The organism is Sorangium sp. KYC3313 (genome assembly GCF_052075895.1).
Taxonomy (GTDB): domain Bacteria; phylum Myxococcota_A; class Polyangia; order Polyangiales; family Polyangiaceae; genus Sorangium; species Sorangium cellulosum_B.
Window position 1 is genome coordinate 4,091,084 of the sequence record NZ_CP197255.1, and the last position, 11,890, is coordinate 4,102,973.

An 11,890-nucleotide genomic window follows, 5' to 3' on the forward strand; every position below is an offset into this window, starting at 1 on the left:
TGCCGAGCCGAACCGTCGGGCGTCGACCGTCCGTCCTTCAGCGCGCGGCCGCCGGGGGCGTCGGCCTCCCGCCGCCTCGGCCTACCCGGCGGCTTGGTGCTCGCGCGGCGAGCTCGGCGCGCCGCGCGCTTCGTCCTCGTCCGCGCTGCCCGCGCCCTGGGCGTCGCCGAGCCGCGCCGCTGCCCCGCGGGGGAGCGCTGCGCCCTGGGGGAGGGTGGTGCTCAGGGGCAGCGGCGTGACGCTCTGGGGCGGCGGCGTGACGCTCTGGGGCAGATCGGAGAGCTCGGTCAGATCGGAGAGCGCGAGCGCGCTCCACTTGCCGGGGGGCGGGATCGACATCACCCCGTCGCGCTCCCGCTCCAGGCGCGCGTTCAGCTCGCCCCCGATGAGCAGCGCCAGCGCCAGGAGCCACAGCCAGAACAGGAAGATCGCGACGGTCGCGAGGCTCCCGTAGAACGTGGCGTAGCGGCCGAGCGTGGCGACGTAGAGCGAGAAGAGGGTCGACACGGCGGACCAGAGCACCACCGTGAGCACCGCGCCCGGGAAGATCCGGCGTCGCTCGATGTTCGGGCGCTGGATCGAGATCCTGAAGAAGGCGGCGACCATGCAGATGACGAGGCCCCCGGGGAGGGCGAAGGCGACGATGCGGGCGCCGGTCGATCCGGAGAGCGTGCCGATCAGCACGCCCACGCCGGCGACCACGGGCACCACGGCCAGGCTGGCCATCACGCACGCCGCCGCGATCGCCCTGCGCACGTACCAGGGGCGCTCGCGCGTGTTGTAGATCGTGTCGAACACGCCCATGGCGGTCGAGATCCCGGAGGACGTGATCCAGAGGAAGCCGGTGATGCTGATCGGCGCGACCGCCGACGACTGCGAGAGCCGGATGAGCTCCTCCGAGACGAGCTTCGCGACGTCCGGGGGCGCCGCCTGCAGGATGGGCCGCACCACCACATCCGACCACTGGTGGATCCGGCTGAGCACATAGCCGGCGAAGGCGGCCAGCGGGATCAGGCTGAGGAACGCGTCGAAGGCCATCGCGCTCGCGGCCCGCGGCCCGTTGTGGCGATCCAGGCTGACGATGACGCTCCACACCGCCTTCGCTGCGTGGTGGCGCGCGATCTGTTGCCGGATCGGAGCAGGCACGGAGGGCAGCGTCGCTCTCCCTCGTGCGGGGCGCAATACCATCCGCCCCGCCGCCGCGCGCGGCCGATCTCGGCACAGCGGCGATGTCCGTGCAGCGGGGCTCTGGCGCGCGCGCGCCTAGGCGTCGGTGCTCCTGTCGGCGGCGAGGAGGCTCTGTACGGCGTAGGGCACCGACTCGACGCCGGCGAGCTCGGCGAGGGCGTAGGCGATGTGCTCGCGGCTCGCGTGCGGCGGGATGCCGACGATCGCCCAGGAGCCGCCCTCGCCGCGCTGCAGGTTGCGCCCGCGCTCGACGCGCATCGCGGCGAGCGCGGGGTAGACGGCCACCGTCATCCGCTTCGGCCGGAGGCGGTCCAGCGTGCGCATGGCGAAGGCGATCCGGTCGAACTCGCTGGGGTCCCGGTACTCGATATGCCGCGCCCGGTCGATCTCCACATGATGGGCATCACGCTCGCGCACGTCGTGAGCATAGCCCAAGCAGGCCGCCGCGCCGCTCCGGCCTGCGGCCCCGGACGGCGGTTCGAGCTGGCTCGAGCGAGCCGCGGATGCCGGCGCCGGCCGGCCATGCTACGCGCCGAAGCGCCATGGACAGCCTCCCCCTGCTCGCCGATCACCCGTACGCCTCCTTCCTCGATCAGGTCGAGAAGCCCGCGCGCTACGCGGGCGGCGAGGTCGGCTCGGTCGTGAAGGACTGGGCGTCGGTCGAGGCGCGCGTCTGCCTGGCATTCCCGGATGTCTACGACATCGGGATGAGCCACCTCGGCTTCAAGATCCTCTACAAGCTGCTGAACGACGACCCGCGCACGCTGGCCGAGCGCTGTTATACCCCCTGGGTCGACATGGAGGCGCAGCTCGTGAAGCGCGGGCTGCCGCTCGTGTCCCTCGAGTCCGCGCGCCCGCTCAGGGACTTCGACGTCGTGGGCTTCTCCCTGCAGTTCGAGCTCACGTACTCCAACATCCTCACGATGCTGCACCTCGGCGGCGTCCCGCTGCGCGCGGCGGACCGCGGCGAGGACGACCCGATCGTGATCGCGGGCGGCCCGACGGCGACCCACCCCGAGCCGATCGCCCCCTTCCTCGACGCCATCGTCATCGGCGACGGGGAGGAGAAGGCGACCGAGGTCGCCCTCGCGTGGGCGCGGCTCAAGCGCGAGGGCGTGCCGCGGCGCGAGCGGCTCGTCGCGATCGCGCGCCTCGGCGCCGTCTACGTGCCCTCGCTCTACGCGACCCGGCTCGATCCCGACACCGGCTTCGAGGTCGTGGACCGCCCGCTCGCCTCCGGGATCCCGTTCCCGATCGAGCGCGCCCTCGTCGACCTGAACAAGTACCCGTTCCCCGACGAGAGCCCCACCGGCGGGCCCGAGGCCATCTTCGACCGCATGTCGATCGAGATCGCCCGCGGCTGCACCGAGGGGTGCCGCTTCTGTCAGGCCGGCATGATCTACCGGCCCGTCCGCGAGCGCGATCCCGAGCAGATCGTCGACACCGTGATGCGCGCGGTGCAGAGGTCCGGCCAGGACGAGGTCTCGCTCACGGCGCTCTCGACCGCCGACGTCTCGTGCATCTCGCCGCTCATCAAGAAGGTCACCGAGCGCCTCACCGCGGAGCGCATCTCGCTCGGCGTCTCGTCGCTGCGCGCCTACGGGCTCGAGCCCGACCTGCTCGACGAGCTCAAGCGCGTGCGCGCGACCGGCCTCACCTTCGCGCCGGAGGCGGGCTCCCAGCGGATGCGCGACGTCGTGAACAAGAACGTCACGGAGGAGCAGCTCCTCGAGACGGCCGAGCGCGTGTTCAGCCGGGGCTGGGGCAAGATGAAGCTCTACTTCATGATCGGCCTGCCGACCGAGACCGACGAGGACGTGCGCGGCATCGTCGAGACGGGCGCCCGCGCCGCCGGCGCCGGGAAGAGGGCGGCGGGCAGGGGCAAGCCGGTCGACGTGACGGTCAGCGTCTCGACCCACGTGCCGAAGCCCCACACGCCCTTCCAGTGGGCGGCGATGGACACGCTCGGCGAGGTCGGGCGCAAGCAGCAGCTGCTCAAGGATACCGTGCGGCCGTATCGCGCCGTCACGCTGAAGACCCACGAGGCGCACGCCAGCGTCCTCGAGGGCATCTTCGCCCGCGGCGACCGCCCCCTCGCCGACGTCCTCGAGCGCGCCTGGCGGCGCGGCGCCCGCTTCGATTCGTGGGAGGACAGGCTCGATCTCGCCGTGTGGGAGGAGGCGTTCACGCACGTCGGCGTCGACCGCGCGAAGTACCTCGGCACCCTCCCGGTGACGGCGCGGCTGCCCTGGGATCACATCGACGTCGGCCTCGAGGAGGGCTTCCTCGCGAAGGAGTACAGGAAGGCGCTCCAGAGCCGCCTCAGCCCGCCGTGCGGCAAGGTCGCCGGCACGTTCGTCCACCACACGAACCTCGACGACGCCAAGGCCGACGCGCGGCGGCTCGTCTGTTACGACTGCGGCGTCGCCTGCGACATGACGCAGATGCGCGAGGAGCGGCTCACCTTCCTCGATCGGCTCGGCGCCCACCGGCGCTCGCTGCCGGTGCTCACCGACGCAGGCGCCGCGCCGCCCGCGGCCGCCGCGGGTCCCTCTGGCGCGCCGGCGAGCGACGGCGGCGCGGAGCGGGCGAGCGTCGTTGCCACGGAGCAGGAGAGCGGCGGCGGCAGGGAGCCCCCGCGCGCCGAAGGGGAGGCGCCCCACCGCGCGCGGCGGATCGCGCCTGCGCCGAAGGGGCGCGGCGGCTTCCGCTACCGCTTCCGCTTCGAGAAGGCCGGGCCGATGGCGCTGCTCGGCCACCTCGACGTCGTGCGCGAGCTGCCCCGCGTGCTCCGGCGCGTCGGCGCGCCGATGACCTACACCGCGGGCTTCCACCCGAAGCCCGACATGACCTTCTCGCCGGCGCTCTCGCTCGGCGTGATCAGCCTCGATGAGTACGTCGACCTCCGCCTCGAGCGCGACCTCGATCCCGCCGCGCTCGACGCGCTCGTCGCCGCGATGTCGGCCGCGAGCCCGCGCGGGCTCGTGTTCCGCGGCGCCGTCCAGCTCGGCCCGGAGGACCCTTCCCTGAGCAAGCTCATCGCCGGCGCGCGCTACGCGCTCGCCTTCGCGCGCTCTGCGATCGGCGGCGACGCGGAGGCGCTCCTCGCCGCCCGCTGCAGCGCCGCCCTCTCGGCCGCGTCGCTCCCGATCCGCCGGGAGATCGACCGGCTCGCCAAGATGGTCGACGTGCGCCAGTACCTCGTGCGGGCCGAGGTCGGCGGGCCCGAGGTCCACGCGGCGCTCGCGCGCGCCGGGCTCGTCGGCGATCTCGTCGCCCTCGAGGTCGAGGTCGATATCCGCGGCTCGGGTGCGGTGAAGTCGTCCGAGGTCGCGGCGGTGATCACGGGAGAGCCGGGCGAGGCGCCGGGCGCGATCACGCCGCCGCCGCACCGCGCCGTGCGGCTTCAGCTGTTCGGCCGTACCCCGCCGGCGGGCTCCGCAGCGGGCGAGCGCTTCTCGCTCTTCGATCTCGAGCGGGCGCGCCGCGTCAAGCCGGCTCCGGAGCGAACACCGGCCCTCCCGCTCGCCGCGGACGCCGAGTGAGCCAGCCCGGGACGGCCGTGTCGTAAAGATCCTCCCGGCGGCGGTGGCGGCGGCGGTGGTGGAGCGCGGAGCGCGCGCGGGCGATCGCTCGGGGATCGGCTACGCTGCGCTTTGCTTTATGGAAAAGGAGGCTCACGAGACGGCGTGCTGCGCGGCGCGCCTGGCCGCGGCGGGGGCGGTCGGCGCGAGCGTCGCCCACGAGCTGCGCAACGCCCTCGCGGTCGCGGAGTCGTCGCTCTACCTGGCGCAGCGCGACCTCGACGATCGGCCTCGCCTGCTGCGCCACCTCGACCGGGTGACGTGCGAGATCCGCAAGGCGCACGAGGTCATCGGCAGCGTCCTCGGGCTGGCGCGCGGCGAGCCGCTGCGGCGCGAGCCGGCGCACCTCGGCCGGCTCATCGAGAGCGCGCGGCACGCGCTGGTGCTGCCCACGGCGGTCCGATTCGAGGTCGCCGTCGCGCCGGCCGACCTCACGCTCCTGTGCGACCCGATCCTGCTCGAGCGCGTCTTCTCGAACCTCTACCTCAACGCGATCGAGGCGTTTCACGAGGGGCCCGGCGGCGTGATCGTCACGCGGGCGTGGAGGGGCGACGAGCGCACGCACCTCGAGATCGAGGACAACGGCCCCGGCGTTCCTCCGTGCGTGGCCGACCACCTCTTCGAGCCGCTCGTGACCGCCAAGGTGAAGGGGACCGGCCTCGGCCTCGCGCTGAGCCGGGTCATCGTCGAGGCGCACGGCGGCGAGATCACCGCGACGGCGGGCCGGTGCGGGGGGGCGGCGTTCCGCATGTGGTTGCCGAACGCGTGACGGGCGCGGAGCGTGGCGAGCTCCCCGGGGCGAATCCCCGGCGTGCTATCGTCCTCTCATGCAGGTGAAGCACCGGACGGGGGAGCGGGGCCCTTTCCGCGCGGAGCACCTCCGCGCGGGGGATCCGTACGAGCTGTCGAACGGCCACCCCGTCTACTGCGCCCCCACGGGGGGGCGTGCCTCGGGGCCGAACCACCTGGGCAGCTCGGTCGTGGGGTGGGACCCGGCGGTCAAGGAGGTGGGCGTGGACACGGGGTACTCCCCGGATCCGGGCACCCTCCGGGCGCCGGACGTCGCGGTGGGGAACGTGCCCGACAGGCCGGGCTGGGTGAAGGGCGTGCCGGAGCTCGCGATCGAGTACGCCGACGTGGGGCAGGACGAGAAGGCGCTGAAGGAGAAGATCGCCGACCTGCTCGCGGCCGGTACGAAGCTCTTGTGGGTGGTGCGCCTCACCGGTCCACGGCGGGTCGAGGTGCACGAGCCGCGCCGGAAGGTGCGCGTCGCGCTCCCCGGGGAGCTGCTGAGCGCGCCGGGCATCCTGAAGAACGCGGTCCGGGTCGAGGCGCTCTACGACCGAAGCGAGGCGGAGAAGAGCACGCTGACCAACCTCCTCCAGCGGCGCGGATACGAGGATCTCGACGCCGTGCTCGATGCAGGGCGCGAGGAAGGCCGCGAGCAGGGGCGCGAGGAAGGCCGCGAAGCGGGGCGCGAGGAAGGCCGCGAAGCGGGGCGCGAGGAGGGGATCCTCGAGGGCAAGCGCGACGCGCTGAGGCGTGTCCTCGCTCGGCGAGGATTGCGGCTCACGAAGGCGGCCGCGGCGAAGATCTCGTCGTGCAGGAGCGAGCGGGAGCTCGACCGCTGGCTCGACCGCGCGCTCGTCGCGTCGGCCACGGCGGAGGTGTTCCGCCGCGCGGGGCGTTGACCCGGGCCCGCGCGCGCGCCGCACGGCTCAGGCGCGGCCGCGACCGCGGACGAGCTCGGCGATGGCCTCTCCCAGGCCCTCCAGCGTGAGCGCGAACATCGGGAAGATGGTCTTGATCGCGTCGACGGTCGGGTGGGGGTAGGGGCCGATCCCGTCGGGGTTCAGCCACACGGCGCGGTCGAAATGGTCGCGGAGCATCGTCAGCCAGGCGACGCCGGGCAGCCGCGCGTCGGGGTCGAACGAGGAGCCCGCGCCGCCGCCGGAGCCCGACGAGCCGAGCAGCTCGTAGGGCGCCATCGAGGCGTCTCCGACCATCACGAGCTTGTGGTGCTTGCCGCACTCGCGGAGGAGCTCGCGCACCGGGACGGGGTCGAGGAGCCCCTCGGTCCTGAAGACCCTCTCGTAGACGCAGTTGTGGAAGTAGTAGCTCCTCAGCTCCTTCCAGTGCGTCGCGCGCTTCGCCGCGCTGAAGAGCTGCGACACGAGCGCGGCGCTGGGATCCATCGAGCCGCCCACGTCCATCATCAGGATCACGCGCGTGTTCGGCCGGCGCGGGGGCCTCGTGACGATCTCGATCTCGCCCGCGTTCCTGGCCGTCGCGTCGATCGTCGCCTCGATGTCGAGCTCGCGATCGCCGCCCTCGCGCGCGAAGGCGCGCAGCTTGCGCAGCGCCACCTCGATCTGGCGCACGTCGAGCGTGAGATCGCTGCGGTAGGGGCGGTAGCGGCGGGCGTCGGCGTTCTGCACGGCGCCGCTGCGCCCGCCCGCGGGGCCGCCGACCTGGATGCCGCTCGGATGGAAGCCGCCGCGGCCGAACGGCGAGGTGCCGCCGGTCCCGATCCACCGGCTCCCCCCGTCGTGGCGCTCGCGCTGCTCGCGGAGGCGCTCCTCGAACCGCCGGAGCACCTCCTCCAGATCGAGCTCCTCGATCATCGCCCTCTCCTCGTCGGAGAGGGCGCGCATCTTGATGGGATCCCGGAGCCACGAGAGGAGCTCCTCCGTCACCGCCTTGGCCTCCACGTGCACGCCGCGGAAGTGCTGGGCGAACGCCAGATCGAAGTCGTCGAGGTGCGCCTCCGAGTGGACGAGCATCGCCCGCGCGACGTGGTAGAAGCCCTCGAGCGAGCTCTCGTGGAGGCCCGCGGCGAGCGCGCGCGCGAGGCCGACGGCCTCCTGGGCGCCGACCGGGACCTTGCGGGCCCGGAGCTCGTAGAGGAACGCGACGAACATCGCTAGGACCGGAACCGCCTGCCGCCCGCCAGCTGATCGGCCAGCGCGACCAGGTCCTGCTCCTTCTTGAGCAGCGCGCCGAGGAACGGCAGCGCCTTGTCGAGCTTCACCTCGCCCACGCCCGCGCTCCGCAGGACGGCGATCCAGTCGATGAGCTCGCTCGTCGAGGGGCGCTTCCGGATCCGCGTGTTCTTCCGGATCTCGTAGAAGACCTGCATCGCCTGGTCGGCGAGCGTCCGATCGAGATCGGGGTGGTGGACGCGGAGGATCTCCCGCATGAGCTCGGGCTCCGGGAAATCGATGAAGTGGAAGACGCAGCGGCGCAGGAACGCGTCCGGCAGCTCCTTCTCGTTGTTGCTGGTGATGATGACGACGGGCCGCTCCCGCGCGGCGATCTCGTCGCCGGTCTCGGCGATGCGGAAGCGCATCCGATCGAGCTCGTGGAGGAGATCGTTCGGGAACTCGAGGTCCGCCTTGTCGACCTCGTCGATGAGCAGCACGACGCGCGCCGAGGCGTTGAACGCCTTGCCGAGCGGGCCGAGCTTGATGTACCGGCGGATATCGCGGACGTCGCCGTCGCCGAAGCGCGCGTCGTAGAGCCGCTGCACGGTGTCGTAGACGTAGAGCCCGTCCTGGGCCCGCGTGGTGCTCTTGACATGCCACGTGATGAGCTCGGCCGACAGGCTCCGCGCGATGGCCTCGGCGAGCAGCGTCTTGCCGGTGCCGGGCTCTCCCTTGACGAGGAGCGGCCGCTCCAGGACCAGCGCGCAGTTGACGGCGGCCTCGAGCGCCTCGCTCGTGAGGTAGCGTTCGGTGCCGCGGAAGCGGCGGAAATCGGACATGCCGGAACGGTAGCACCCCCGCCGAGCGCGGCGGACCGCGCGGGATCAGAGCCAGTCGCGCGCGAGGTAGGCCGTCCACGAGGCGGCCCGCTCCCAGAGGGGGCGCTCGGCCCAGCGCGCGGCGGTGATCTCGTGGCAGTGGGCGAGGTCGTCGGCGAACATCCGCTCCATCGCGCCCGCGAACCCGCGGTGCGCGACGACGGCGTTCACCTCGAGGTTCATGCGGAGCGACTGGCTGTCGAGGTTGGTGGAGCCGACGGTGGACCAGAGGCCGTCGATGACCGCGGTCTTGGCGTGAAGGACGCGGCCGTGCCACTCGAACATGCGGGCGCCGGCGTCGAGGAGGTGGCCGTAGATCGCGCGCGACGCGAGCAGGACCGCGGGCACGTCGGTGGTGCCGGCGACCATGATCCTGACGTCGACGCCGCGGCGGGCCGCGGCGGAGAGCGCGTGGATGATCCGGAGCGGCGGCAGGAAGTAGGCGTTGGTGATGAAGATCCTGCGCCGGGCGCGCTCGATGGCGTGCCGGTAGGCGTCGCGGATGCCGTGGCGGTGCCTGCGGCGGGGGAGGTCGTTGCTGATGATCTGGACGGCGGGGTCGGGCCTGCGCGCGGCGTAGACGTAGCGCTCGTCGTCGATGGGGGCGCCGCCTGTGCGCTGCCACGTGCGCAAGAAGAAGTACTGGAGCTCGGCGGCGGCGGGCCCCTCGATGCGGAGATGGGTATCGCGCCAGCCGGCGCCGCCGTCCTCCGGAGCCGCGTAGTCGTCGGAGAGGTTGAGGCCGCCCGTGAAGGCGATCGCACCGTCGACGATGAGCGCCTTGCGGTGGTCGCGGCGGGCGACCTTCCCGAGCGGGGCGGAGAGGTCGAGGGGGCGGAAGGCGAGGGACCGGACGCCGGCGCGGCGGAGCCCGTCGAGGAAGGACGACGAGACGGAGGAGCCCCAGGCGTCGAAGAGGACGTTCACCTCGACGCCGGCCGCCGCGCGCTCCATGAGCGCCTCGGCGAAGCGCTGGCCGGTGCGATCGACCCGGAGGATGTACGTCTCGAGGCAGATCGTGCGCCGGGCGCCGGCGATGGCCTCGAGCATGGCCGGGTAGGTCTGCGCGCCGTCCTTGAGGAGCGCGAGGCGGTGCGCGCCGACCGTCATCTCGGCGAACGCGGGCGCGGGAGGGGGCTGGGACATGCGGCGGAGGCCAGGCTGCCCGGGACGAGGCGGCGCGATGATAGCGCGGACGAGCGCGTGACGCCCCGGCGTGATGCTTGGCCGGCGCCGGTCTCCTCTCGGCGACCCTGGCGCCTCGGTGATCCGGGCTGTCGAGCGCCCCGATCAGCCCGTCTTCTCGACGTACGTCATCACCAGGTACAGGATGACCTGCCGTTCTGATTGCCCTCCACGGGCAACGATGCGCCGAGCCCATCGCCGGAGACCAGCCCGGGCGAGCTTCGTGGCGTGTTCTGACGGACGGATTTCATCGCACCTGCCAGACGGGCATCCACGTCCAGATCGGGAACCACCAGAGGGCGACCGGCATGGTCAAAGAGCTTCCCGACGATGTCGGCCTGTTGCTCTCGGGAACATGCTCGTTCCGAGCCGCCCGCCGCCGCTGCCGGTATTCCTCGAGGTCGATCACTTGAGCACTCTGGGGGCGCATCCGCTTCACCTCCAACCCGTAGACACATCATCCGTTATAACGGATTGTCTGTCAAGCGACAGCTCGGCCATGACGCACGTGGGGCGGCACGCTGCGTTGACCCGAGGACGGCAGGGCGCCCTCGCGTCCGCGGCGCAAGGCTGCCGCTTCTTCGTTTATGCCGAAGAAATCGAGCTTCTCATCCCCCCTTTCCATGTTCACGGCGTCCGATGATGAGGTCGCTTGGCGACGACGCGTTGCGTCTTTTTTGAGATGGACGGATCAAAGCGCATCCGAAATAGTGGACGATGCGGAGGGTGGGCCACCCGAGGGATCGCTCGTCGCGCTCTTCCTCGTCGGCATCGCCGGCGCGGCCCGCCCGCGAGCGGTTCACCCGTGGCGGGGGAGAGGACGTTGGTGCTTTCCAGGAACATCCGGCGCGCGCCGCGCTCTGTCCTCCTATCGCAGCGCGGCCGCGGAGCTGGCGAGTGCGCCGCGACAACACGAACACACAAGGAGGCAGCCATGGCGGGCGTCGACGTGGGAGGTGGCGAGAGGCGGGCGCGAAACAGCGAGATCAACATGATTCCGTTCATCGATCTGCTGATGGTGACCATCGCCTTCCTGCTGATCACGGCGGTGTGGGTCACGAACTCGCGGCTCAGGACCAGCGCGGAGGTGCCTGCCGCCGCGGGGTGTGGTGAGGAGTGCCAGAAGGAGCCTCTCAGGACGATGCATGTCCATGTCGGCGAGGACCAGTTCAACCTCGTGTGGAAGCAGGGCGCGACTGTCCTGAGCGAGGTGAGCGTCCCCAAACGTCCTGTCGAGATCGGCGGGGCAGGTGCCACCGCGATCCGTTACAGAGAGCTCGGCGAGGCCATCCGCCGCGAGTGGGAGCGGAGCGGAGAGCACCGCGCCCCGAGCGACCGCCGCGCCGACCAGGCCGTGCTCCACAGCGACAACAAGACGCCGTTCCGTGAGCTCGTCGCCGTGCTCGACGCGATCAATGCCCCGCGCCGAACCGTCCTCCTCAATGATGGCCGTAGCGCCGAGATGCCAGCCTTCCTGGCCACCTTCTCGGCACGTTAAGAGCGGTGGTTGAGCGACGGGGGAAACGCGTTACGCGGTGAACTCGGTCGTCAGCGCTACCCAGTTCGAGGGCGGGCGGACGGCGTAGCTCAGCGCCAGGACCTCGATCAGCACCACCCGGTAGATCGCGTGGACGTCGTCGACGTCGACCTCGTGCGCGTTCGCCTCGAGCGCCGCGTCGAGGTGCTCCTGCACGAAGGCGAGGACGTCGGGCTGCTCCATCGCGATGACGTCGTCCGAGTCGACCGCCTCGGCAGGATCGTGGAGGCGGATCTGCTCGTCCAGGTTCAGCGACTCCTCGACGCCCGTGAGCGCCGTCTCGGTGACCTCGTCGAGGTCCTGACCGAACAGCTCGTCGAAGGCGAGCCAGATCGCCAGCGTCAGGAAATAGCCGAGGGCGAGCGCCGTCTCGTCGAGCGGGCCGGACAGCACCGAGGAGATCCGGTCCGCGAGCGCAGGCTGCGTCTGCTCGAAGCGCGTGAACGCGTCGTCGAGCTGCTTGCGCGAGTCGTCGTCATCCTCGGCGAGCTGATCCTCGATCTCGGACAGGACGCGCGCCGGCACCTGAGCGTACGAGGGGACGGGGCGAATGGCTGCGCGGCGTACCCACACGGGGACAACCTAGCACACGAT

10 protein-coding genes are annotated in these 11,890 nt (G+C 71.9%); 4 read left to right on the plus strand and 6 right to left on the minus strand.

The window, feature by feature from the left end:
* Nucleotides 1-81 precede the first annotated feature (81 nt).
* Both ACSRUE_RS15915 and ACSRUE_RS15920 read right to left on the minus strand, forming a co-directional pair.
* The gene (locus ACSRUE_RS15915) at nt 82-1,146 is read right to left on the minus strand and encodes a YihY/virulence factor BrkB family protein (RefSeq protein WP_441291735.1); all 1,065 of its coding nucleotides are present in this window, start codon (nt 1,144-1,146) and stop codon (nt 82-84) included.
* Between the two features lie 117 nt (nt 1,147-1,263).
* The gene (locus ACSRUE_RS15920; RefSeq protein WP_437765040.1) at nt 1,264-1,605 is read right to left on the minus strand and encodes a hypothetical protein; all 342 of its coding nucleotides are present in this window, start codon (nt 1,603-1,605) and stop codon (nt 1,264-1,266) included.
* A 125-nt stretch (nt 1,606-1,730) separates the two neighbouring features.
* Here ACSRUE_RS15920 and ACSRUE_RS15925 point away from each other — a divergent pair, with 125 nt between their 5' ends.
* From ACSRUE_RS15925 to ACSRUE_RS15935, 3 genes are all read left to right on the plus strand, one after another.
* Nucleotides 1,731-4,733 carry a TIGR03960 family B12-binding radical SAM protein gene (locus ACSRUE_RS15925; RefSeq protein WP_441291736.1) on the plus strand — a complete coding sequence of 1,001 codons (3,003 nt, stop codon included), beginning with the start codon at nt 1,731-1,733 and terminating at the stop codon, nt 4,731-4,733.
* A gap of 118 nt (nt 4,734-4,851) precedes the next feature.
* On the plus strand, nt 4,852-5,541 hold the full coding sequence (locus tag ACSRUE_RS15930) for a sensor histidine kinase (RefSeq protein ID WP_437765042.1): 690 nt from the start codon (nt 4,852-4,854) through the stop codon (nt 5,539-5,541).
* A gap of 58 nt (nt 5,542-5,599) precedes the next feature.
* On the plus strand, nt 5,600-6,463 hold the full coding sequence (locus tag ACSRUE_RS15935) for a Uma2 family endonuclease (protein ID WP_441291737.1): 864 nt from the start codon (nt 5,600-5,602) through the stop codon (nt 6,461-6,463).
* Between the two features lie 27 nt (nt 6,464-6,490).
* On the opposite strand, the gene ACSRUE_RS15940 is transcribed toward ACSRUE_RS15935, so the two are convergent.
* The 3 genes from ACSRUE_RS15940 to ACSRUE_RS15950 are packed head-to-tail and all read right to left on the minus strand — an operon-like array spanning nt 6,491 to nt 9,720.
* Nucleotides 6,491-7,693, minus strand: a complete 1,203-nt coding sequence (locus ACSRUE_RS15940; protein ID WP_441291738.1) for a vWA domain-containing protein — start codon at nt 7,691-7,693, stop codon at nt 6,491-6,493.
* Between the two features lie 2 nt (nt 7,694-7,695).
* A complete protein-coding gene (locus ACSRUE_RS15945) occupies nt 7,696-8,535 on the minus strand; it encodes an AAA family ATPase (protein ID WP_441291739.1) in 840 nt (279 codons plus the stop codon).
* 45 nt (nt 8,536-8,580) lie between these two features.
* A complete protein-coding gene (locus ACSRUE_RS15950; RefSeq protein WP_441291740.1) occupies nt 8,581-9,720 on the minus strand; it encodes a phospholipase D-like domain-containing protein in 1,140 nt (379 codons plus the stop codon).
* Between the two features lie 973 nt (nt 9,721-10,693).
* Here ACSRUE_RS15950 and ACSRUE_RS15955 point away from each other — a divergent pair.
* The gene (locus ACSRUE_RS15955; RefSeq protein ID WP_441291741.1) at nt 10,694-11,257 is read left to right on the plus strand and encodes an ExbD/TolR family protein; all 564 of its coding nucleotides are present in this window, start codon (nt 10,694-10,696) and stop codon (nt 11,255-11,257) included.
* 30 nt (nt 11,258-11,287) lie between these two features.
* On the opposite strand, the gene ACSRUE_RS15960 is transcribed toward ACSRUE_RS15955, so the two are convergent.
* Nucleotides 11,288-11,869 (minus strand): hypothetical protein, encoded by a 582-nt coding sequence (locus ACSRUE_RS15960; protein ID WP_012239127.1) that lies wholly within the window; start codon nt 11,867-11,869, stop codon nt 11,288-11,290.
* Nucleotides 11,870-11,890: the final 21 nt, after the last annotated feature.